Raw genomic sequence first — 21,896 nt, 5'->3', positions numbered from 1 at the left:
GGCTATGTCACAACAAACAGTTGATAAATAGCCATTTTTATAGGGGAGTATCAGAACTCCCCTACAAACTGTTATTTGCAGTTATCTATACTCATTTGGAATTTCGATATGAAGTGTCTCACACAATAACTTCACATCATGTGCATCATTTTCATCAAACTCGTATCCCAGATGGAACATTACTTGACTATATGGTTCAATACAGGAAACCTCTATTTCCTCAATTCTTCCTTTACCCGAAAAAGTTTCTACCGGAAAACAATCCCCATCATAAAGAATTTCACCTTCGTCCGTATATTCAAAACAATGCAAATCAATAATTCTGTTTTTCAAATCTTCCCATACAGTATGGTTCAATGTTGTATATTCCATCTTAATCTCATAAAAGCCATTAGCTTTCATTATTTCTATAAAGTTCTGATAATCGTTCTTTTCTACAAAAATGTCAATATCATTATGGGCTCTTGACTGATATCCAAGAAGAGCATCTACACCCCAGCCACCATCAAGAAAGACTTTAATCTCCGCATCTATTGCAAATTGAAGAATCTGTTTTACATCTGTTATATTGACCATCTTATCATCTCCACAAATTCTAATTAGGCGACCAGAGGAACTGCTGGTCTGTTTGATAAATCTCTGCATTTAGCAGTTTTCAATGTTGCCAAAACGAAAGTTAAGAAGATGTTCCTTTTCTCCATGTCGCTTTCTTTGGCGTAATTTACAAGGTTATTCCACACAAGATAGTTGTTCAGATACTTGGTAGAAACACCGTTAAAGCCACGCATAAACCTCTTTAGCTGGCTATGGTAGCTATTGATATGTTGGATATTATAAATGCCTTTCTTGGCTTTGCCAGTCTTTAACTGCACAAGGTCAATGCCATTGGCATTTGTAAATCTCACATAGGAGTTCATCTTGTCCGTAACAAGAGTGGAATTGGTCTTAATCCTACCATCATAAATATGATGTAAATCTCTTGTAGAAACTCTACCAGTATTCGTAATCTTGGAGATAGACAAGCCATTCCTATTAACCGCACAAGGAACACATACCTTTTCTTGGGACAAGCCTCTGATATGTGTAGAATGACCACGCTTATGAGCCTTGCGTGGCATAGCAAATGTCTTACTCTTGCTATGATTGCCCTTGTACGAGATGGCGAAAAAAGTTTCGTCAGCCTCAATAATACCGTCAAGGGTAACATCGTCTGCCATATTCTGAAGTGCATCCAAAATCTTGTGTCTCCAAAGGAATGCGGTGTTTCTGTGAATCCCACAAGCAACAGCAGTCTTACGAATGGATAAGCCATTCATCATACAATCAATGTACTGCTCCCACACGGACAAGTCTTTTCTTGTACCAGACACAATGGAGTTCGTAGCAATCACGAAGGACTTGCCACAATCCTTACATACATATCGCTGTGTGCCATCTTTACGATGACCATTGCGAACCACATGGATACAGCCACAAAGAGGGCATACACGACCATTTGCAAAGCGTTCCTTTGCTACGAAATCTTCAATATTCAAAGACTTTACAAAGGCAGGACTTAAAAGCATTGTTTTAAGGCTTTCCTGCTCTGCGACAGTCAACTTACCGATAATATCTAATGCGTCTTTGATAGTAGGCATATCCAATTACCTCCTTCGGTGGTACTGTTTCTTACTATTATTATACGCTATTTCTCGTCAAAAACCAACCATTTGTTGTGACAGAGCCTAAATGTTCTTCTCTCAACTTCTTCATCTGAGGGAGCGGTCCCGTTGTTGATATTGTTATACCATCTGTTGGAAAATCAAGTCCTTTGCGGTCTCTTAATATATGAATGGACTTTATCACGTTATCATAATTGAACAGAGGTTCTCCCATGCCCATGAATACAATCCTATTTACTCTACCATTTATCAGTATTACTTGTTGAACTATTTCAGATGGTGTTAGATTTCTGACAAATCCATTTTCACCAGAGGCGCAAAAGATGCACCCAACAGGGCAACCTATCATGGTGCTCACGCATACAGTAGTACCAGTTTTTCTTTTAATGCTTACCGTTTCAATGCAATAGCCATCTGACAATTCAAAAGCATATTTCTGAGTATCCGGACCACGAAAGATTTCCTTGATAGTTATCGTTTTATACTTGTTACTACTTTGGGAACCGGAGTATAATTCGCGATAAAACTTATCCGCCTCAACTTCTCCCAATACACCAACCATTTCAGAATATGTGTATCCATATGGATCCTTATATATATCCGTGGCTTGAACAGAAGCATTCTTAACCATATTCAACATATGACCTCCAATAAAAAATCACGCTAAGATTCGTTGCAAAAGGCAATCACATTTCCTTTGCAACGCCCTCCTGAAAAACTTCCATGGAATCCAACATTTTCAGAGTTCGTTCATCACTACTAAAAACTGCAAACAATGCTAAAAAAACAGTCCAATTCAATTTTTTCTTACCATTTTCAATTGCATTATAAGTTTGCCTTGAAATGCCTATCTTTTCAGAGATATCAGCTTGGGAAGCTCCTATCCTTGCACGCAGCACAGGCAACTCTGTTACCATTGTATTGATCAGTTCCATTCTCTTACTATTGTTAAACTCCACTTCTAATCCCCTTTCTAAAGAATAATTTGCTCCTTTTACTTAAGTTTGTTTAATTATCGTTCAGCAAAAGACCGCAAATTTTATCTTTAATGACAACAAATTTATTATAGCACATGTCGTCTATGTTGTCAATATGTCACCCTCGGCGACTTTAAATAATGTTTTGCTTTTCCCCGTTTTTTTCTGATTTGGGCTTTTGGGGCTTTAACAGAATTCGCAAATTTAAACAAAATGTAGAAAGTCTCGTGTTTATAACTGATTTTGCTGTTATCAGCGGGTGTTGTCACATTTCTCTCTGCTGTTGTCACCATTGCTTGAGGTGTTGTCATTTTCTCCGTTGCTGTTGTCAAAATCATCTGCGCTGTTGTCATGATGTCGGCAACAATCGGGCGTAAAGAATGAGTTGCCGGAGAGTTCCTAATCTCTGAAAGCCCTTGATTTCAAGCCATTCTGCCGCTCTGACAACAGCATTTCTTTGTATCAATTCTTGGGTTTACCTTTCACTGAAATGCTGAATATTACCAAAGCTATGTTGCACTGCATAATCTTCCAGATACTTCTTCTGGTTTGTTATGGAGTTGGATTCGCCCTGCATCTCATCATCACGGGACAGACGCTCGTAAAGTGCTGTTATTCTGTTATCTTTAGCCATTTTCTCAGCTCCTTTCATAATGCTAAAAAATAAGAACACACAGAAAACACTTCATTTTTTAATGACCTATTTTCTCTGTATTCTTAAAATCTAACCCTTCGGGTCGGTAACAACATAAGAACTGTGCATTTGCATAAGGTTGGGCTTTACGAAAAAGCGGGTCTTGCCGCTGCCGGAACCGCCGATAACAAGAATGTTTTTGTTTCTTGCATACTTCGGCTGCTTCGGGCGGCTGCTCATCATCAGCCTTTCGGTCTGCGTCAGCAGCACATTATTTTCAAATACAGGGTCGATATACGGCTTTATATCCTCCGCGCCGCCCCATGAAGCGTTTTGTCAAGTGTTATTTGGAGTTATTGACGCACAATCAAGGCGAAAGCGCGAAAGTGCAAAGCGCAAAGGGTCTGCACTTTGCGTTTTCAGCTTGCGGGTTCGGGCGGCTGCTTCTTCTTGATGAAGTTGTACCATTGACCGCCGACGCGCCTTGCGCCCAAAACACCGCCCATGTTGCGCTTGGCGTTCTGTACCGTCCTCTCGGATATTCCGGCTTCGGCTGCGGCCTTTACAAGGTCCTCGCTGGCAAGCTCTTTCCCGTCTGCAAGCAGGTCAAGTATCAGCCGTTCCGCCTGTTCGGTCTTGGTGGCGGTGTTGCCGCCCGCGCCGGACAGCAGCTCGTCGGCGGTAATGTCATACTCGCCTATCCACGAAAAGCCCGTTTCCGGGTCAAGGCAAAAGGCTATGGGCTTACCCTCCGCCGCAAGAGAAGATTTGTCATGGACGATAACGCGCACATTCGGTTCCCGTTTCACGCGCCCGATCAGCAGGACGCTCCTTGCTGCGGCGCGGAAGTCGATGGAGCCTAAACCCCGGTAGGCGCTCTGTCCTCCGGCGGCTTTGTTGAGGTGTCCGATTAGGATAACGGCGCACCCGGTACGCTCGGCAATCTCGGCAAGGCGGCGGAACATGGGGCGTATCTCGTTGGCCTTGTTCATGTCGGTTTTCTCGCCCACATACGCCTGTATGGGGTCAAGGATAATCAGCCGCGCCCCGGTCTGTCGGATAGCTCTCTCTATGCGCTCATCGGACAGGGAAAGCCCCTGCTTGCTCTCGTCAATGACAAGAATGCGGTCAAGGTCTGCTTCGGCTTCCATAAGGCGGGGCTTGATGGTGTCGCCCAAACCGTCCTCGGCAGTCTGGTAAATCACATTGAACGGCTCATGCACTGCCATGTGGGGGAACGGCTTGCGGTTGGTACAAGCGGCGGCAAGGCGTAGGGCAAAGGTGGTCTTGCCCTCGCCGGGGTTGCCCTGCACAATGGTTACTTTCCCAAAGGGGATATACGGCTCCCATAACCATTCGACGGTCTGCGTGTCCACCTCGCTCATGCGGATAATCTCAACGGTTTCTTCCTGCGGCGGCCCTTTCAAGCCGTAGACCGCTTCTCGCAAATACTTCCCGTCTGTGATTTCTGCCCGGTGCTGCAATACCTCGTTCCAATCCTTGAAAAGAGGGATAAGCCGGTGGACGGTGTAGCCCTCCGGCATGAGCTTCACAAGGCGGCTGCAAGCGTCGTTTCCGGCTTCGTCGCTGTCAAGGCAGAGATAAACGGTCTTGATGTTCGGACGGTCAGAGAGAAAGCGGAGCAGGGCTTTTTCTCCCACGCCGCCCAATGACAGGTAGCTTTGCTTCTGCCAATCCTTTTTGAACAGGCAGAGGAAAGAAAGCAGGTCAACGGGGGCTTCAAAGACAAACACTCTTTCGCCCTCGCCCCGGTAGCAGAAGTTAAAGGCTTTGTCGCTGCCTTTCACATCAAGGCGGAAGTTTCCCGCCGTTCCCTTGCTGTGGGCGTAGCGCGGTATTCCGTCCTCGTCCCGCCCCACAAATACGGCGTTGTGGTGGGCTGCGTCCTCGTAAATATCGCCGCTGGCAAAGAAAAAGCCCGTCACATCTTCATCAATGCGGCGGGCGGCTGTGAGGTAGTTCCTCGCTGTTCGGTTGTCGGGGCTGCGGGGCGGTAGCCGGAAGTCGGAGAGGGGCGCGGAGCTTGGTCTATCCGGCGGCGGTGCGGCTCCCTTTTCTCCTGTGAGAAGTTCAACGGCTTCGGTAAAACTCTTGCCAAAAAACTCCATGACAAAATCAATGGGGCCGCCGCCCTTGCTCTGGCTGTGGCGATACCACTTGTTGCCCCGGACGGTCAAGCTGTCGTGCCGTTTCCATCGGTATTCCTGTCCGGCGCGTTCCAGCGGTTCCCCCTGCGATTGCAGGAACAAAACAAGGTCGGCTTGATTCGCCCGTCTACCATTGTTTTGTAGCCATTAAAGGTACTTCTTGCTAATGTGGGCTTTGATTGCAGCAACCATTTCTGTAAGTAGTTGATGAATAACACCTTGGCTTGCGGATTTTGCTTCCCCTCAATAAGTTCTCTGGTGCGTTCCGCCGCCTCCTTGCGCTCGATTTCCTCCTGCTCCTGTACATATTCCAAGCGGATTTGATCAAAGGCTTTCTTAGCTTTTCTGTCGCTGGTTCCTTCTACCGGTAGTCCGGTTGGAATCCATTTGGTTTTTCTCTTGCCGTCTACTTTTATGTATAGAACGGCATAGTATGTGTTATTTTTTTCTTGTAGGCATCCTGTTATCATTGTTATCCTCCTTTGAAATAACAGCTTATTTGCCTACCATTGACACCACCACAATACCACACAAGGATTGGTATAGCTATCATAATAGGCGGAAACAATCCAATGGACTTTTCTACACTTTAGTCAATGGCAAGCAAGCTTAAATTAGCCAATCTTGATGTGACACATTTCTTCGCATAGTAGGTATTCAATGACACATGCCTTTGGAATCTTATAGGTTCGTCCAATCCGAACACTATGTATTTCTTTTTCCGAAAGCAGTTTATATGCCAGCTTTCGGCTGATACCGCCGAGCATTTCCCGTAACTGATCCACCTCAACCACATCCGGGTATTTTTCAAACATGGCTACTTTAGCATTCATATGAACGTCCTCCTTCCAAAAATTAAAATAGCGCCGGAGCAAGTCCGACGCTGATAGAAAGTGCCTGATCTATTTTTTCCATCTCATGTACATCCAGTCTGCCAATCCATTCCCGGAGACGTATCCGGTCAATGGTACGTATCTGCTCCAGAAGTGCAAATGACTCTCTGGATAATCTGCCCGCACCGGCAATGACCGCATGGGTGGGCAGGGGCTTTTTCGGCTTTCCGGTAATGGCGCAGACGATGACTGTTGGACTATACCGATTTCCGATATCATTTTGAAGTACGAGAACAGGGCGGGTCCCGCCTTGCTCACAGCCCACAACAGGACTTAAATCGGCATAGAAGATATCGCCACGGCTGATGGCTTGCATGTTATCGTTCAAATTTGCACCTCCTTGGTTTTGGATTCTTTGTTTTTCTTAATGGCACAAAAATAGGGATCGCTTTGCAAAAGTGGTTTTACTGTGAGAGTATCCACAGGCAGAGCGATCCCCATCGCTTCTGACATTAAGATTTTTTTGTTTCTGTGCTTTATTCGACACTACTCCCCAAGCACAGAGCCCGGATTATATCGGACTCACAGGGCGACGGTCTGAACTGCGGCTGGCTTCACCGCATCATGGGAATCCCACCCCCGCCAGGATCTCTGCCGGCTGCCCTCATTGCGTGATCCCCCGGTCAAGGGGGGCTGTGACTGGACAGAAGTATCAATATAGGCTGACGGGGTCATTGCGAAACAGGCTGCCACAGCCTGTTTGACCGTCGGATGGGTACCGCTTTGCACCTTGTTTGGCCGTCTTTGATAGGCTGGAAAATAAGAAATCACGAACAGAAAGAAGAAGCATCATGTGCTTTCGTGTTCTCATCGCCGTCCTACAGGTGGTCTTGGCGCATCCTCGGAGTCGCTTTTCCCTTTCGGGGTTCGTCAGCTAATGTATTCAGGTCGTCGGATATGAAATTTTCAAAGAGCATTGAGGGAAAATAAAAACCCCCTCACTACTAAGCCGAAATAGTGAGGGGGTTGGACGGAAAAACTTTTACTTTTCCATAAGTTTTTTTAAAGTACGCAGAATTTTGACCTTTCGGTCATGGAGTGTCATGCGTGGAATTCCAGTATCCGCCGCCAGTTGATGTTCACTTTTATTTTGAAAAAACAGGGTGAAGATGAGTTCCTGTTCCTCTTTGGCAAGCTGGGCAAGGCATCGGTGAAGCTTTTCGGTGATTAGCTTGTCCATTACCAAGTCCTCCACCGGAGGGGAAGAACGGTCCGGAATTACATCCTCTCCATTAGTTCCCTCGGCATCCAGTGCACTGTAATAAAACACGCCGTTTGCTGTATCTCTTTCTTCAAGATAGATTTCACGACGCTTCATACGGTAATAGGTCAGATATACTTCTTCATTGACTGGCACAAGCTGATCCTGTACCTTAATAAGGTGTTTTTTCTTTTCTGCCATATGGCTTGTCCTCCGTTTTCTGAAATTTTGATGGTGAGTCAAAATGTCAGAAGCGGAGGTGAGCGGCAGCGTGGTTTGGCTCTTGTTAGGCCGTTAAACCGCCTTGTTGGAACAAATTGTAAAATAAGCAGGAAATATGTCGAAAGAAAAAAGTCAGCACTGCGCTCATAGCGAAATGCTGACTTTTTTGAAATTGCTATATAAAGTTGTGGGGGCAGGAAGTGGTATGTAGGGAATCTGCTTTCTTTATTTCCACCTCCAAAAAAAGTAGAAGCTGTTAATGTTCATGGGACACCCCTCTTGCCAAAGTGGCAAAAGCCGGTATCCCGATTTCCTGCTTTTATGACAAAAACCTACAGATATACGAGTAGCCCGCCCTCAGTGAATATTGAGGGCAGGCTACGCATGGTTTTTGGCAGCCAGGCTATCGTAGCGTTTTATAAAACGCCTTAGACCCTGTGGCTTTGCGCCCCCGATTTTCAAAGGGTTTGCCCTTGGCTTTGTTATTTTGTTGTGACTATTTGCCTATCCAAATCGGGCAGTAACAGTTAAGTGGACATCTTGGCGCGAAGCGGGAATGTCATTATCAAAAAAGAAAGAGCCGATACCCTCCATAAATCTACGGGTTATCGGCTCTGCGTCTTAGCGTCTGGCTCTTTGATAACAGACATATTTAATTCTCGTATTGTAATTATGGTTTCCTGTTTGCATTTAGGACAAAATAGAGGGAAATTTTTTAATACTGTATCTTTCCGTATTTTAAGCCGAGTTTTACTTTTGCAAACAGGACATAATATCCATTCTATTTCCTCCATTATGACCTCCTATAGGGGTACCATCACACCCATTTTATTCTTGACTATAAACTCTTACGAAGGAGACAATAAATCTAAGTGAAATTAAAATTGTCAATAATGTAGCTAACAGTATCATCCAATGAACTTCAACTCCGGTAAGAATAATTCCATATATTAACGCGCCAAAGGGCATGCCGCCCTTGCTGATCATTCCAACGATTGAGAACACACGGGATAGGTATTCGTTAGGAGTTTCCTTTTGAATAATAGTCTGTGTTGGAACGTTTATAAAGATAATCGCAACGCTCAACAGACTGAGAATTCCTGCAAACAAGGCAAAATATATCATTGTACCATTACCCAGTGCCGATACAGTCTGTGGAAATAACAAAACTGTAAACACCAACATTGTACCCATGAGAAGGCTGCAGCCAGTAAGCAACGATTTGGTTACTTCTTTCCCTTTGTTAAACAGCGTACCCACTAAAATACTGCCCAGCAGTGCTCCAAATACAATGGCTACCTGAAGGTAACCGTATTGAGGGTCTGAATATTCCAGACGGGTTCTGAAAAACAGAGGCAACACAACAGAAAATATCGGTTGAATTAAAGCCAATAGCATCAGGGAAAAAACACATAATTTACCGATTACTTTATTATCCAAAACGAACTTGACACCCTCGGACAAATCCCTTGATAACCCTGACACACCAACGACTACATCCCTTTTTATATGTTTGTACCTTATCAGCATTTCACTGCCGGCTGATAATAAAAATGAAATCCCATTGATTAAAAATAGCACCGCAATGCCTTGGCTTGCATAGACAGCAGCACCAATCACAGGACTTAGTAAACTGGAAAAAATCCTAAGTGATGCGACAGTTGAGTTAGCCTTTGTCAATTCTTCCTTCGGCACTACTTGTGGCAACATGCCTTTGGTGGCCGGATCAAAAAAACCGTATAATATGGATGTCAGAACCTGCACAGCAAACAGTAAAGCCAAACCCATTCTCCCCGAATAGGCAGCAAAAGCCAAACCCAGTATTATCAAACCATTGGCTAAGTCTGTTCCCACCATAATGCTCTTTCTGTTCAGCCTGTCTCCGGCAACACCGGCAAAGGGATAAATCAATATAATCGGTATCAGAGACAGGAAGGAAAATAGGCCTACTGTCGCCGCCGAGCCACCGGTGTCGATGATATACAGAGGTATAATCATCGCCTGTATTCCTGCTCCGGTATCGGACACCATTCTCCCCAGCATTAAGAATATAAAATTTGTATTTAGAGGTTTCTTTTTTCTATTCATCATCTCAGCACCCTACAGAAGTTCCACATAGCCTTCTGTCCCGTTTATCCGTATTCTTTGTCCGTCTTTAATCAACTTGGTGGCATCTTCCACACTTACTACTGCAGGCAAACCGTATTCTCTGGCAACCACAGCACCATGAGTCATCATGCCGCCCACTTCCGTCACCAAACCTTTAATGGATGTAAACACCGGCGTCCAGCTGGGGTCCGTATAGGCGGTGACCAAAATATCACCTTCCTCTATGTCGGCATCCTCCATTCTTAAAATGACTCGTGCCCGGCCTTCAATGATTCCGGATGAGACAGGCACACCGGCTAAAGCACCTTGGGGAATATTGCCTGTGTCGTATTCACCGGATATCACTTCACCCTCGGAGGTAATGACACGGGGAGGTGTCAGCTTCTCAAAAACCTCATGTTCCTCTTTTCTTTTTGTTATAAGGCTATAATCTAACCGATTTGTCTTAACAGCCTCCCAGAGTTCCCAAAATGTTAGATAATAGATATCTTCCTTTTCACGAATAACACCTTTCTGCACCAGATTATCGGCTTCCTTCAACAAAGCCTGCTTAATGATCCATAAATAAGAGACAAGTGAATACTTGTTGTATTCCCTGTAACCAGCAAAATTTCGTAAAACACTTATCATCTTCTTTGTCTTTTTGGCTTTACTTTTTCCACCAGGCATTTGTTCCAGACGACTTAATATCTCCTGTTCCTTCTGCCTTGCTTCTTGCAGACCTTGTTCAAATTTCACGCTGTGGGCATTGGGGCCGAAGGCCTTGATATTATTGAGAATCATTGGAAGGAGTATTGTCGGCTTTTCACTCCACCGAGTTCTGGTTATATCAATTTCTGCAGAACAGCGCATACCGTATTTTTTAAGGTAGGACTTAATTGAATCAGCTACAGCTTTTCCGCCTTTCAATTTCATCAAGTCGTCAAAAAAGGTATCGTCATTTGCTTGCTCAAAATATTCAATAACCTCTGGATACTGCCTTGCGACATCCGCTACATCCAGGAGTTCAAGTCCCATTTCGGATGTAACATTATTTGATATCGATTGAGCGAGAACATCCGCTACATTCTTTTCACCCAACCACTTCTGCAAGTTCTTATTGAGCCATGATGAGGCGTAGGCTCCCGAAAAAACAGCTCCATACCCTTTAAAAAGTGTATTCTTTCTTTCTTCAAAATCTTTGAGTATAAAGTCAAACAATTCAATCCCTGATAAATTTGCAAATTTTAACTCTCTGCTGTGTATGAAGGCTTCGTTTTGGGCAATCAGGGTTCTAAGGATTTCTGGGTCGTTTCGGCGATAGGTTTTGACGGTATCAATACCCCATTTCAGCCACATGGAAGCTCCAGATTTAGAAGTCTTACCACGATATAAATTTTTGACAAAATCCTTTCGTTTCATCAAATTGTATAAGGCCTTTTGCATCAAAACATCTACTGTCACAAGGCTTTTTAAATAAAATTTGGACATCAAAGGTGAAGCAAGCTCATTGGATATATCCATATAAAGCCTTCCGCCCATCTCAGGCATTTCTGAACCAGTTATTCGCTTCATCCATTCCTGGAAAATTGTCAGTCCTAATGGCTTCATGGCTTCAGTCATCATCTGTCGATGACCAAAGGAGATATATACATGGTTCTTATCGTCCTTTACCTCCGATACAGGATATAAGGTGGTGATGGGACGGCTTTGAACAATATAAAACTTATTTTCGTAAAGGCACCATTCGATATCCTGTGGATTCCCGAAATAGGACTCAATGGTTCTTCCCATGCGCTCCAGCTGTAAAATCTGTTCGTCTGTCAGGGTCTGCATATTCTGGTGTTCAGTCTCAATCTCTCTTTCTTCCGTACCGCCCTCTTCTATGGCGTAGATAGCAAGTTTCTTGGTAGAAACCTTTTTATCGACGATTCTGCCTTCTCTTACTTTATAGATATCTGCATTGACCAAGCCGGAGACCAGCGCCTCACCAAGCCCTAAACTGGCATCTATTGATGACACCCTCCGGTTGGAGGTGACGGGATCTGCTGTGAACATAATCCCTGATGCCTGGGGGAATACCATCCGCTGAACAATGACAGATAAATAGACCTTACTGTGACCGAAGTTATTGCGGATGCGATAGGTAACTGCACGATCGGTAAACAGTGATGCCCAGCACATACTGATATGCTTAAGAATCGAATCTTTTCCTTTGATATTCAAATAAGTATCCTGCTGCCCTGCAAAGGAGGCCGTAGGAAGATCCTCCGCTGTGGCACTGGAACGCACGGCATAAGCATTGTTCTCACCATACCTTGCGAGATAATGAAGGACTTCTTCCTCAATGTCCTTTGAAATAATGATTCCTTCAATAACCCTGCGAATCATTCCGCTGATTTCACTGATTTTCTGTCTGTCTTCTGCCTTTAGCAGGGACAATTGCTCCAACAATGAGTCTAATTCCGGTGTTTCGTTGATTATTTTTTTGTATGCTTCGGTCGTAATGCAAAAGCCCTCCGGTACTCGTATTCCCTCAATTCTGGATAATTCTCCAAGGTTGGCGCCTTTACCCCCAACTGCCATGAGCTTATGTCTATCGATCTCCTGAAAACTAAGCACATATGAATTCATAAAACTTTCCCTCCTTCATTTTTAATGATCACTTATAAAAGTTTCTTCTAAAAAGTTTCAGGCATTCTTCAAACACCTTATATAATTCATCAAGATCACTTTCTCCCACACCTGCCATTTTGCTCATATATCCCTCGGAAATCCAGTCAATCATGTTCATAACAAGGTTTGGATCAACATCATCTTTGAATTTTGAAAAATCTGCACCATCAAAAGCCATTTTCTTTCCGATGGTTCTGCCGTCTCCTTTGCTAAAAATAGTTTTTAGTTCTTCCTTAACTTCATCATCATTTTCAAAATAGGCACTCTGAATAAACGAAGAGACATAAGGACGTTTTTTCATCAAATTCATTTTAAGCTTAGATGTATATGCAATCCGATCAAATAAGTCTGTAATACTCTCATCAAATTTCTCTACAACCTCGGTACTAATACTGCCCACACACATATTAACCAAGTATACGTATAGCTCTTTCTTTGTGCCAAAATAATGAAATACCATTGCTTTGGAAATACCTGCACTACTGGCTATATCACTAATAGATGTTTTCTTATATCCATGCACTGCAAAGTTTTTTAATGCGGCATCAATAATTATATTTTGTTTTTCTACAGGTAAATTCAAAAATTTTTCCATATCATTGCCTCCTCATCAAAACTATATAAACCAATTCGGTTTATACCATAATAACACAATAAACCGAATCGGTCAAGATTTTTTATTGCCTATCCCAAGTTAAACCTTATGAAGTTGCAAACCTAATTTTTTGTCTACAAGTCTGCAACTATCATCGCTCTTCGCAGTTATATATGTGATTAACGAATTCTGATCCACTAAATCTTCCTGCACATATCTGTTTGAGTTTCAAGCACATTGCATATCTTCAGAAACAGAGAAAATAGGGTAAGGCTGTCTCCACTTTTAATCTTGCGGATATGCACTTGCTTTTACTCCAAATAGTTCGAATAATCGCCCAGAGGTTAAGTCATTGTTCTTTCGTAGTTGACTGACCGTTAAAACATAAAAAAATATACTGTATTCTTTTTCTGTAATAAGCCTTTCTTAGAGTGGGAAGTTCTGGTGGGTCCACAGTGAACCGCACCTGGGTTCAGCAAAAAGACAATTCTTCCCCTTGGCGGAAAATCCGACTTTTCCCTTTGCTGCAGCCTGTTATTTTCTTAAAATAAGCCTGTTGCTGGTATTACTCCCATTCTCCCGATAGCGAGGTTCTTTTTCAATAAGCCCCACCTTGACCAGATCATGCAGTGCACGCTTGACAGTGCTGCGTGAGAGCTGCAAATCAGCGGCTATGGTTTTTACAGCAGGCCAGCAGTCCGCACTTTTTCCGGCACGGTCACACAGATATATATAAACAGTCCTCGCCCGGTGGGGAAGCTCATCGGGCGAGGCAGTGTAGATATGGTTGAAGTAACTCATGGATATCCCTCCCTTTAGGTTTTGAGTACAGTGCGTCGGCGCACAGCATTTTCAGTGGATTCTGCTACCGGGGTATGAAGGGTTCCTGTCCCGGCTGTCGACTCTAAAATCTCTCCGGTATCTTCATCCACCATGATGCATGCCATGTGCTTGCGGACGATGTTTTCTTCCAGTGTGTTCTTATCGGCATAGACCACTTTCCGGTGTGCTTTTTCCTCCACTGTATAAGGCTCTCCAAAACGAATGCCCCAATCAAGGAACAGCCTCAGCTTTGTCCTCATAGGATGGGTGCCAGTTTTCATAACGACAAAGCTGCCTTTGGGAATAGACTTCAATTCATCCGGCGTCATGAGGGTGCGCTCCATCATCTGCAGGGATTGGCTGGGATCGTTTTTCCCCCGGCTTACGCTGCCGCTCATGACGGTGCGGCTACCCAGCGCCTTACTCAGCACCTCTGCGGTCTGACTGTTTGGAGCGAAGCCGCCGAAGATGGTGTCCTGGCAGTTGTCTACGATGATCTCTGAACCCTCTTTACCATAGTTTTTTTCGAGCTGACCGAAGGACTGTATGATGGGCACCATGGAAAGCCGGCGTGAACGTGATGCACTGAAAATTAATTCAAGCGATTCAATAGCCGGAAGCGTTCCCAGCTCATCGCAGTAAAACATCACACGGTTTTTTAGCTTGCCGCCGTTTTCATCGGCCACCGCAAGGATTTCACGGTAAAGCTGCTGGATCATAAGGGATACCATAAAATACTTAGTTAGATCTTCTTCGGGAAGCACAATGAACAGTGCGGATTTTTCATTACAGAACTTTTCCGCATCAATAGCTGTTTCAAAGCAGAGTATCTGTTCCATCTCGGAGTCAAGGAAGGCATTTAAACGGGATAGTACGGTGGAGAGCACCGATGCCATGGCCTGCTCTGCGGAATTGAGGGCAGCTCCCGCAAACCAGCGGGCCTTGTGGTCGGATGGCAGTTTATCCATCAGGAGCTGGAATTGGCTTTTTCCTTTTACTTTGCTGGGTGATAATAAATCCTGTACCAGTTTGAACACACTGATGATATGACGGCAGTCCACCTTTTTCCCATCCACCTCAGTGGGGGGCAGATATTCGGCAATCAGCAGAATCACCGAGGACAGGAGTCCTTCGGCGGCATCATAGAAAAACTGATTTTGTCCATAATTCTCACCGCTGGCATTGATGATGGTTTTGGAGATAATCTTTACGTACTTTTCCGCTTTTGCCTTTGATACAAGGTTGTTTTCATCAGCAAGGTACTGATCCATGTAGGTGTTGACCAGATGGAGCATATTGTTGCCGTCTGAGCGGGTGGGGTTACGAAGATCGATGACCGCCACACGGTAGCCGTAATAATCACGGGCAATGGCACCATAATTGCGATAAAGATCACCCTTGGTGTCGGTGGTCAAAAAGCTCATACCCGAGGCGCAGGCATATTCCAGATTGGGGTATAAGAAGAATGCCGTCTTACCTACGCCGGAGGCACCAATCATCATGCAGTGGACATCATCGGTATCCACAAGTGCCGTCACTTTGTTCTTGGCTCCTGTACTGCCGAGGATGATTCCCTGCTCATCTGTGGCAGGGAGGGACTGTCCCCGTCGCTTTTCAAGGTTACGCGCCCGGTACTCCCTTGAATACTGCCGGTGGTAGGCGCGGCTCTTTTCCTTTTGGGCTTCCTCGATTTTCTCCCGCATTTGCCGGATTTCCTGCTCCGTTGGCTCTGTAAGCTGTGTCACTTCGTTCTCAAATTTGCCGATATAGTTGAAATATATCCCGATGTGCTGAATGGCTTGTTTTGCCCTTTTCTTGTCGCGCTCATGCACTTCAATCCGGCTGATAAACTCGTTGAGAATGGCGGGGGTCAGGTCGGTAAAGGCAGCGTAGCGTTCCGTCAGCTTCAAAAACTTCTGCGCCCGTCCGCCCGCGTTCTCAAAAGCGGATAGCTGCTCTTGCAGCTCGGCAAGCTCCGCTTTCAGCGCATAGTATTCTTCTGAATACTTCTGCGACATTTGCTCATAGCGGTCTTGCGGGATCGTGCCGAGGGCGTTGTCCTCATAGAGCTTGTTCAGCACCTTGTCAATCTGTTCAAGGCGCGTCGTGATTTGCGGGATACGCTTCTGCTGTTTCTTGGTCTTGTCGGTCTGCTGCATGGCAAGGTTCTTTTTCACTAAGGCTTCAAATTCCGCCCAGTTGCTGATAGAATAGTCCTCGATTTTCTTCAGCACTTCCGCGATGGTCTGCATGAGCAAATCCGCGTCAATGATGTGCGGGGAATTGCATTTGGGGTTTTTGGCTTTTCCCTTGTGGTACTCGCTGCAATAGGCAACATGACGCTTGCCGCCATTCCGATAATCTATGCGAATGTGCATTTTCGCACCGCAATCCTTACAGAAAAGCAAGCCCGACAAAGGGTGGATTTCCCCGTCCCCGTTGGGGCGTTTGACGGGCGCATTTTCCAAAATCCGCTGTACGGTTTCAAAGTCGGTGCGGTCAATAATCGGCTCATGCACATTTTCGGTTATCTGCCATTGGCTCCGGTCTACATAGTGGTTCCGCTTGTCGCGGAAGTGCTTTGTGGTCTTGAAGTTGACAACATCACCGCAATACTCCTGCCGTGTGAGGATATGGGTCAGGGTGGCTTTGTTCCACTTATAGCGGTTGGCCTCATTGAGCGCCCTGTTTTTACAGGTTCCCCGCCCGCGCTCTTTCATGTAGAATGTGGGCGTTGGGATTTGCGCCTGCGTGAGATATACGGCAATTTGGTTTCGGTTTTTTCCGTCCAGAAACAGGCGAAAAATCAAACGAACAACTCCGGCGGCTTCCTCGTCGATAATCCAAAAATCCTTGTTGTCCGGGGATTTGACATAGCCATAGGGGGCTTCGGTGGCAATCGGCTTTCCACTCATGCCCTTCGTCTTAATGCCGGTCTTTACTTTCTTGCTGATGTCCTTTGCGTACCACTCCGACATGATGTTGATAAAGGGCGCAAACTCCAATGTATCGGGCTTTTCGCTGTCTATCCCGTTGTTGACTGCGATAAAGCGCACATTGTTCCGTCTGAATATCTCCATCGCATTGCCGACTTGGAGATAGTCACGCCCCCAGCGTGTCAGGTCTTTCATAATGCAGACACCGATTTTCCCGTTCTCTACATCGTCCATCATGCGGGAGTAGGCAGAACGGTCAAAAAATCTGCCGCTTTCGTCATCGTCAATGTAGTGCCGGATATTGGTTAAGTGCTGCCCTCTGGCGTAGTTCTCCAAAAAGATTTTTTGGTTCTGTATCGAGTTACTCTCACCGCCGTCCCTGTCCTCGTCGCCCACGGAAAGGCGGGAGTAAAGGGCTGTAATTTTACTATAATCAGTCATGTGCATAACCTCCTGTGCGTCCATATAGGCTTCCTTTACACTTAAAATTATGCACTCCAACGTGCAGAACCGTATTCCATGCCTTTTCGGTACTTCTTCGCGTTCTTGCCTTTCATGTAAACGGCAAGCCGGATAATGACCGCCCCCGCAATGCCGATAAGCAGATCGGCGGGGTGCAGGCTCGGCGCGATACTGGAAAAGGCGGCGGCAAAGCCCGTCCCAAGCTGCAAGAGCTTTTCGCTTGCGTCTGCGCCGGGGGTAAGGCGTATTGCTGCGCCTATCTTGTCAAACAGATAGACAAAGAGCAGATAGGGCAGGTTGAGGATAAGCAGCTTTTTGACTTCCTGCTTCATAGCGATACCTCCCTGTCCTTGTTCTTTACCTTGTCCCGCTGCGCGTTCAAGCCCGCCGCCTTTTCTTTCAGAGAGGAAAGCAGCTTGCGGATAGAGGGCTTTTTCTCCTGTGTCAGCTTCTTTGCGGAAAACTCCTTAAAGGCTGCGGTCAGCACGTCAGCGTCGCGGCCTTTGAAAAACACAAGGTAGCGGGGCGGGTTTTCCGTCGTGTCCTTTTTCAGCGCAAAGTCGATACCGTACTTTTTCGCCGTACTCTCAAAGGCTTTGATATTGCCCTCGGTAATCTCAATGTTGGAAACTCCCGCGTTCTGCTTCATAAGCTGCTTTAAGGTCTGCTTGCCCTGCGGCGTTTTGTCTTTCTGCTTCTTCATCTGTGCAAGCAGCGTTTTCATAGCCTTTTGAAGTGTCTGCGCGGTCAGCTTCCCGGTCTTGATGTAAAGGGCTATGGTCTTTTCGTTGATTTCATCTTGCATTTACCGTCCTCCTTTCGCGGTAGTCTGATAGTGTTAGGGTGGTACGCCGCTGCGGTAGCCGCCCATAAGCTTTAGATACGGACGCGCAAGCCGTTCAAATCCTCGGCGCGGATACCCACAAGGTACCATTCCTGCGCCGCGCTCATTTCAATGCGGGTCGGCTTCCATTTGCCGCCTGTGAATACGTCGAAACACTCTCCGCAATGCAAGCCGCCGTAATAGTCGGCAATGTCAAAGCGAATGTCGTAGCGGTCGGTCTGTTCGTCAAAAATCAAAGCTCCTGTTTTCTGTGCCATGTGGTAATCCTCCTTTAGATTTTGCCTGTCGCCATGTCGTGAGCGACAAGGGCGGTATAGTAGCTGTCAATGGTATTCGGCGCATTGAACAGCACCGCTTTAAGGTACTGTTTGATGTTGCGGATTTTGGTGGTATTCTCTTTCATGCAGTCAAAGACAAATTCAATGTGACTGCTGTTGAGCTTCATAAACTTTGCCTTGACAAGCTCTGCCGGGTAATCGTCCCCGGCGATACGGATTGTCTTTCTCTTGCTGCATACCGTTTCAAGGATAATCGAAACAATTTCGTCCAGACGGTCTTTGTCTACCTGCCCGTAGCGTACAAAATGGTCGTACTCGATATTGTCCTTGATGATTTCCTCATAAACGCTGTATGCGTCTGTCGCTTCCTTTCGTTTCCGTTCCGGCGGCTCTGCCGCTTCCCCGTCGTAAGGCAAGGGATTTAGGGAATGGATAGGAATGGAATCGGTACTTGATAAATCTATATTTGATTTTTCTTTTTTGGGTAAGTTAGTCTTTTGTATATCTTTATTTAATTGCGTTGGATTTTCCAACGTAGGTTTTTTCTGCGTAGGTTTTTCCAACGTTGGATTATCCAATGTTGGATTTTCCAATGTAGGTAAATCCGATACAGGCGGGGTCTGCGGCTGCTCAAAAATCACATAATCTGCGCCGCGCAAGCGTCCTTTCTCGTCGCGTTCCCTTGAACGCACGATATACCCGGCGCGTTCCAGTTCCTTAACGGCTTCCCGGATAGCGTCGATTTTCTCCCGGTTGATAAAGGACAGCCCCGCAAGGGTGTAGTCCCAATCCTCTGGCAAGGACAGCATTTGCGATAACAGCCCTTTTGCCTTTAGGGATAGCTCCTTATTGCGTAAGTGGTGGTTGCTCATAACCGTATAGCCCTTGTTGCGCTCCACTCTGAAAACTGCCATAGCTTCATCACTCCTTTGCTGCATACCTGTTACGCAATAGAAACGCGATTTTGAGGGTTTAGGTATCAATCCCTTATCCGCTGAAAACCGCGTCCGCAAAGCCGCGTAAATCAAGGGCTTTTTCATGCCTACTGCGTAACAAAGGGCATGAAAAAAGCGGCGTTCCTGTTCTTCCTTGTGGGAAGTGAGAAACGCCGCCTGTGCGGTGCGTTATTCTGCTTCTTCGGCTATGAGGTCTTGTATGACTTCGCCAAAGTCTGCCGTAAAGGAAAAAATGAAGTATTCCAAAACGGCGGGGTCTGCGTCCATAGGCTCGGCTTCCTCGGAAAAGGGCAAGCCCATAAGCCCATAGAGCATTTTTATGATTTTGAACAGCTTCCCCCGGTCGGCGGGGGTGTTCATGGTAACAAGTACGTCGGTCAAGCGGTTTACGGTTTCCATGTCGCCGCCTGTCGTTACCCATACCATTTCTGCGAATGGCTGCGTGATTGCTCCGGTTACAAGGTTTACCTTATCCTTGCTGATTTCGCCGGACGGGAGTATAATACCCTTGTCTAAAAGTACGTTTTTCATGTCGTCCTCCTATAATTTGTGGTGCCAAAATGGTGCCCGGTCTTACAAAATCATCTTATACGGAGATATGGCAAGATAAATGACGATATGCAGAAAACCTTGATTTTAAGCCATTTTCGCGAGGTTTTATAAACACTTGCGCGGGCTTATAAGAAGATTTCCGTCTATCAAATCAATAAAAAATAGTAAGCAGACAGATGACCACTTATGTCTCAAATTTCATCAAAAATCATCCCGAGACGAGTGGAATTTAATTTTTCTCAAACTGCTCCAGTCGTCTGTTTGCCATACAACAAACAAAAACGATGAACCGATTTTATCACGTTTTTCAGAGGTCTCAAAGCACAATTTTATGAAATCATTCCTCAAAATCGCAAAAGAGACCATTTTTCATAGGTAAAGTGGAATTTACTTTTTCATTTGACCGAAATCAGCCATCGCACTATAATGGACTATAATGCACTATAATGTTATAAAAAAAGAGACCAGAACAGGGTACTCCCCTATCCTGATCTCATCATACAAATTTACATGTCCAATAAAAATGCCTTTAAAGCTCAATTTGCGGTTTTACTGGCTCATTTTGCACCTGTCGCTGTGTTTCTCTTTGGGGGACTGCACTGTTTGCGGCTACTATAGCTTTCTTGGCCGCAAGTCTCGCCCGAAGTGATGGGCGTTCCCCTCTTGCCCTGCGCTTTCGCTCTTCTTCCTCGATGCGCTGCAGTTCCTCCAATCGTTCCTGCTCCGCTTGCCGGTTTTTCCTTCTCTCCTCGGATTTTGGAACCGTGTTGCTGAGTACATTGTCAATCTGGTTAAGATTGACCTCTTCAAGCTCCTCCACTTTGGCAAGTGGCTTATACTCTGCCAGCTTCACAAGAAGTTCCGCAGCCTTGCGGACATCCTCGATGTTGTCGCTCTCTTCTATCACAGTTCCGAGGTACTTCTTATAATCAGCAGAGTTGCCATTTCGGATATCATCCGCTATATTCTGCACCTGCAGTTCCCAGTTATCGACTGTATCCTTGTACTCATAGGGATCAAAATCACTGGAAAAGCGGTCTATTTCAGCCGCCAGCTTCGCAGCCTCGTCCACATATACTGGCTTTACGGCATCCATATCCGGTTGCGCTCTATCCTGCACAGTTAATCCCGGCAGTTCTCCAACCACCTTTGCATCCGGGAAAGCATCTATGATCTGCCCGATCTTTGACAGTCCCTCCTGATCATGCCATATCTGAGGGACATACCGCAGATCATCAAGGTCTATGCTGTTTCCATAAAGTACATCCATCTGCACATCATCTATCTCCGGTGTCCCGGCTTCATGTATGTTGATACCGACAGCAGGAATCGTATTGCTATGGCTCTCACGGATGCCTTCAAACAATGCTTTTGCCTCTTCTATCGTGGCAATTCCCTCATAATAGGCTCCCATGCTGTGAAATTCGCCACACTCCGCAACGGTATAGGTTATCTCCGTGTTATGCTGCTGTGCTTCCTGTATTATTTGAGCCTGTTTTTCTGTAAGGTACGCTTCCACACCGGTCAGATACTCGGAAAGACTCCCATGCTGTTCCTGTGATATCGTGTTTATATCGAGCTTTACTCCACCCATAATGATATTTCCCTGATTAAGAGTGTTAAACAGATCATCCTCTCTCACCGAGCCGCTGTAATACAGCACCACATCAAGGTCAGCTCCCTTCTCCTCCATACCTCTGCATCGACTTCCGGATACAACGACATCCTCAATGGTTACATCCATTCCATAATCATTCACTATGCCCTGCACTATATTTTTTACATTAGCCTCTATCGTTTCGGGATCCATGCCGTCAAGCTCATGAAACATCTCCTTGGTCTTATCCTTAAATGCGCTTATGACAGCGGCATCATTCAGGCTTTCGCCTTTTGTATCGTCTTTTGCCATTTCCGCTCCTTTCCAAAAGGCT

Annotated in this window: 20 protein-coding genes, 3 pseudogenes and 1 riboswitch; all 23 genes and pseudogenes read right to left on the bottom strand. The window is 45.5% G+C overall.

The window, feature by feature from the left end:
• Positions 1-81 precede the first annotated feature (81 nt).
• Complete coding sequence (gene lnu(C) / locus BM153_RS04870) at positions 82-576, bottom strand: lincosamide nucleotidyltransferase Lnu(C) (RefSeq protein ID WP_019543803.1); 495 nt, start codon at positions 574-576, stop codon at positions 82-84.
• Positions 577-599: 23 nt separating this feature from the next.
• On the bottom strand, positions 600-1,637 hold the full coding sequence (locus tag BM153_RS04865; RefSeq protein WP_002837184.1) for an IS1595-like element ISSag10 family transposase: 1,038 nt from the start codon (positions 1,635-1,637) through the stop codon (positions 600-602).
• A 40-nt stretch (positions 1,638-1,677) separates the two neighbouring features.
• The gene (locus BM153_RS04860) at positions 1,678-2,292 is read right to left on the bottom strand and encodes a radical SAM protein (RefSeq protein WP_456297603.1); all 615 of its coding nucleotides are present in this window, start codon (positions 2,290-2,292) and stop codon (positions 1,678-1,680) included.
• A gap of 55 nt (positions 2,293-2,347) precedes the next feature.
• Positions 2,348-2,620, bottom strand: coding sequence for a helix-turn-helix transcriptional regulator (locus tag BM153_RS04855; protein WP_033119816.1), 273 nt, complete (start codon positions 2,618-2,620; stop codon positions 2,348-2,350).
• A gap of 499 nt (positions 2,621-3,119) precedes the next feature.
• Positions 3,120-3,272 (bottom strand): annotated as a pseudogene (locus BM153_RS14385) (recombinase family protein); the annotation flags it as partial.
• Between the two features lie 93 nt (positions 3,273-3,365).
• A pseudogene (locus tag BM153_RS14380) lies at positions 3,366-3,605 on the bottom strand (type IV secretory system conjugative DNA transfer family protein); the annotation flags it as partial.
• Between the two features lie 86 nt (positions 3,606-3,691).
• On the bottom strand, positions 3,692-5,542 hold the full coding sequence (locus BM153_RS04835) for an AAA family ATPase (RefSeq protein ID WP_092871303.1): 1,851 nt from the start codon (positions 5,540-5,542) through the stop codon (positions 3,692-3,694).
• Entirely contained in the window at positions 5,467-5,910 is a 444-nt protein-coding gene (locus BM153_RS04830; RefSeq protein ID WP_242949073.1) for a hypothetical protein, read from the bottom strand. The genes BM153_RS04835 and BM153_RS04830 overlap by 76 nt, the downstream gene beginning before the upstream one ends.
• 144 nt (positions 5,911-6,054) lie before the next feature.
• Positions 6,055-6,273 carry a helix-turn-helix domain-containing protein gene (locus BM153_RS04825; RefSeq protein ID WP_092871301.1) on the bottom strand — a complete coding sequence of 73 codons (219 nt, stop codon included), beginning with the start codon at positions 6,271-6,273 and terminating at the stop codon, positions 6,055-6,057.
• Positions 6,274-6,295: 22 nt separating this feature from the next.
• Complete coding sequence (locus BM153_RS04820; protein WP_092871329.1) at positions 6,296-6,649, bottom strand: type II toxin-antitoxin system PemK/MazF family toxin; 354 nt, start codon at positions 6,647-6,649, stop codon at positions 6,296-6,298.
• Positions 6,650-7,315: 666 nt separating this feature from the next.
• A complete protein-coding gene (locus tag BM153_RS04815) occupies positions 7,316-7,735 on the bottom strand; it encodes a sigma-70 RNA polymerase sigma factor region 4 domain-containing protein (protein ID WP_092871299.1) in 420 nt (139 codons plus the stop codon).
• A 411-nt stretch (positions 7,736-8,146) separates the two neighbouring features.
• Positions 8,147-8,238: riboswitch (cyclic di-GMP riboswitch) on the bottom strand.
• 123 nt (positions 8,239-8,361) lie between these two features.
• Positions 8,362-8,550 (bottom strand): cysteine-rich KTR domain-containing protein, encoded by a 189-nt coding sequence (locus tag BM153_RS04810; RefSeq protein ID WP_092871297.1) that lies wholly within the window; start codon positions 8,548-8,550, stop codon positions 8,362-8,364.
• 34 nt (positions 8,551-8,584) lie between these two features.
• Positions 8,585-9,847, bottom strand: a complete 1,263-nt coding sequence (locus tag BM153_RS04805) for an MFS transporter (RefSeq protein ID WP_092871295.1) — start codon at positions 9,845-9,847, stop codon at positions 8,585-8,587.
• Positions 9,848-9,856: 9 nt separating this feature from the next.
• The gene (ppsA, locus tag BM153_RS04800) at positions 9,857-12,478 is read right to left on the bottom strand and encodes a phosphoenolpyruvate synthase (RefSeq protein ID WP_092871293.1); all 2,622 of its coding nucleotides are present in this window, start codon (positions 12,476-12,478) and stop codon (positions 9,857-9,859) included.
• A gap of 28 nt (positions 12,479-12,506) precedes the next feature.
• Entirely contained in the window at positions 12,507-13,115 is a 609-nt protein-coding gene (locus tag BM153_RS04795) for a TetR/AcrR family transcriptional regulator (protein ID WP_092871291.1), read from the bottom strand.
• Positions 13,116-13,649: 534 nt separating this feature from the next.
• Positions 13,650-13,916, bottom strand: coding sequence for a helix-turn-helix domain-containing protein (locus BM153_RS04790; protein WP_092871289.1), 267 nt, complete (start codon positions 13,914-13,916; stop codon positions 13,650-13,652).
• Positions 13,917-13,930: 14 nt separating this feature from the next.
• Positions 13,931-17,314 (bottom strand): VirD4-like conjugal transfer protein, CD1115 family, encoded by a 3,384-nt coding sequence (locus BM153_RS14260; protein WP_334293885.1) that lies wholly within the window; start codon positions 17,312-17,314, stop codon positions 13,931-13,933.
• A gap of 56 nt (positions 17,315-17,370) precedes the next feature.
• Positions 17,371-17,667, bottom strand: a pseudogene (locus tag BM153_RS04780) (VirD4-like conjugal transfer protein, CD1115 family); the annotation flags it as partial.
• A complete protein-coding gene (locus BM153_RS04775; RefSeq protein ID WP_058351589.1) occupies positions 17,664-18,140 on the bottom strand; it encodes a PcfB family protein in 477 nt (158 codons plus the stop codon). The gene BM153_RS04775 and the pseudogene BM153_RS04780, both read right to left, overlap by 4 nt.
• Positions 18,141-18,211: 71 nt before the next feature.
• Positions 18,212-18,436 carry a DUF5348 domain-containing protein gene (locus BM153_RS04770; RefSeq protein ID WP_002584988.1) on the bottom strand — a complete coding sequence of 75 codons (225 nt, stop codon included), beginning with the start codon at positions 18,434-18,436 and terminating at the stop codon, positions 18,212-18,214.
• A 14-nt stretch (positions 18,437-18,450) separates the two neighbouring features.
• Positions 18,451-19,371 carry a DUF6017 domain-containing protein gene (locus BM153_RS04765; protein WP_002584989.1) on the bottom strand — a complete coding sequence of 307 codons (921 nt, stop codon included), beginning with the start codon at positions 19,369-19,371 and terminating at the stop codon, positions 18,451-18,453.
• Positions 19,372-19,581: 210 nt separating this feature from the next.
• Positions 19,582-19,944 carry a hypothetical protein gene (locus BM153_RS04760; RefSeq protein ID WP_002584990.1) on the bottom strand — a complete coding sequence of 121 codons (363 nt, stop codon included), beginning with the start codon at positions 19,942-19,944 and terminating at the stop codon, positions 19,582-19,584.
• Between the two features lie 550 nt (positions 19,945-20,494).
• The gene (locus tag BM153_RS04755) at positions 20,495-21,874 is read right to left on the bottom strand and encodes a hypothetical protein (protein WP_092871285.1); all 1,380 of its coding nucleotides are present in this window, start codon (positions 21,872-21,874) and stop codon (positions 20,495-20,497) included.
• Positions 21,875-21,896: the final 22 nt, after the last annotated feature.

Source organism: Acetitomaculum ruminis DSM 5522, assembly GCF_900112085.1.
GTDB lineage: Bacteria > Bacillota > Clostridia > Lachnospirales > Lachnospiraceae > Acetitomaculum > Acetitomaculum ruminis.
Note: the sequence above shows the minus strand (reverse complement) of the source record. Positions and strands in the feature narration are given on the sequence as shown.

Excerpts from the sequence above, each read along its gene's own strand:
- ppsA (WP_092871293.1), bottom strand. The coding sequence starts at position 12,478 with ATGAATTCATATGTGCTTAGTTTTCAGGAGATCGATAGACATAAGCTC.
- BM153_RS04865 (WP_002837184.1), bottom strand. The coding sequence starts at position 1,637 with ATGCCTACTATCAAAGACGCATTAGATATTATCGGTAAGTTGACTGTC.
- BM153_RS04815 (WP_092871299.1), bottom strand. The coding sequence starts at position 7,735 with ATGGCAGAAAAGAAAAAACACCTTATTAAGGTACAGGATCAGCTTGTG.
- BM153_RS04790 (WP_092871289.1), bottom strand. The coding sequence starts at position 13,916 with ATGAGTTACTTCAACCATATCTACACTGCCTCGCCCGATGAGCTTCCC.
- BM153_RS04765 (WP_002584989.1), bottom strand. The coding sequence starts at position 19,371 with ATGGCAGTTTTCAGAGTGGAGCGCAACAAGGGCTATACGGTTATGAGC.
- BM153_RS04805 (WP_092871295.1), bottom strand. The coding sequence starts at position 9,847 with ATGATGAATAGAAAAAAGAAACCTCTAAATACAAATTTTATATTCTTA.
- BM153_RS04775 (WP_058351589.1), bottom strand. The coding sequence starts at position 18,140 with ATGCAAGATGAAATCAACGAAAAGACCATAGCCCTTTACATCAAGACC.
- BM153_RS04795 (WP_092871291.1), bottom strand. The coding sequence starts at position 13,115 with ATGGAAAAATTTTTGAATTTACCTGTAGAAAAACAAAATATAATTATT.
- BM153_RS04770 (WP_002584988.1), bottom strand. The coding sequence starts at position 18,436 with ATGGCACAGAAAACAGGAGCTTTGATTTTTGACGAACAGACCGACCGC.
- BM153_RS04830 (WP_242949073.1), bottom strand. The coding sequence starts at position 5,910 with ATGATAACAGGATGCCTACAAGAAAAAAATAACACATACTATGCCGTT.
- BM153_RS14260 (WP_334293885.1), bottom strand. The coding sequence starts at position 17,314 with ATGACTGATTATAGTAAAATTACAGCCCTTTACTCCCGCCTTTCCGTG.
- BM153_RS04820 (WP_092871329.1), bottom strand. The coding sequence starts at position 6,649 with ATGCAAGCCATCAGCCGTGGCGATATCTTCTATGCCGATTTAAGTCCT.
- BM153_RS04860 (WP_456297603.1), bottom strand. The coding sequence starts at position 2,292 with ATGGTTAAGAATGCTTCTGTTCAAGCCACGGATATATATAAGGATCCA.
- BM153_RS04825 (WP_092871301.1), bottom strand. The coding sequence starts at position 6,273 with ATGAATGCTAAAGTAGCCATGTTTGAAAAATACCCGGATGTGGTTGAG.
- BM153_RS04755 (WP_092871285.1), bottom strand. The coding sequence starts at position 21,874 with ATGGCAAAAGACGATACAAAAGGCGAAAGCCTGAATGATGCCGCTGTC.
- BM153_RS04760 (WP_002584990.1), bottom strand. The coding sequence starts at position 19,944 with ATGAAAAACGTACTTTTAGACAAGGGTATTATACTCCCGTCCGGCGAA.
- BM153_RS04810 (WP_092871297.1), bottom strand. The coding sequence starts at position 8,550 with ATGGAGGAAATAGAATGGATATTATGTCCTGTTTGCAAAAGTAAAACT.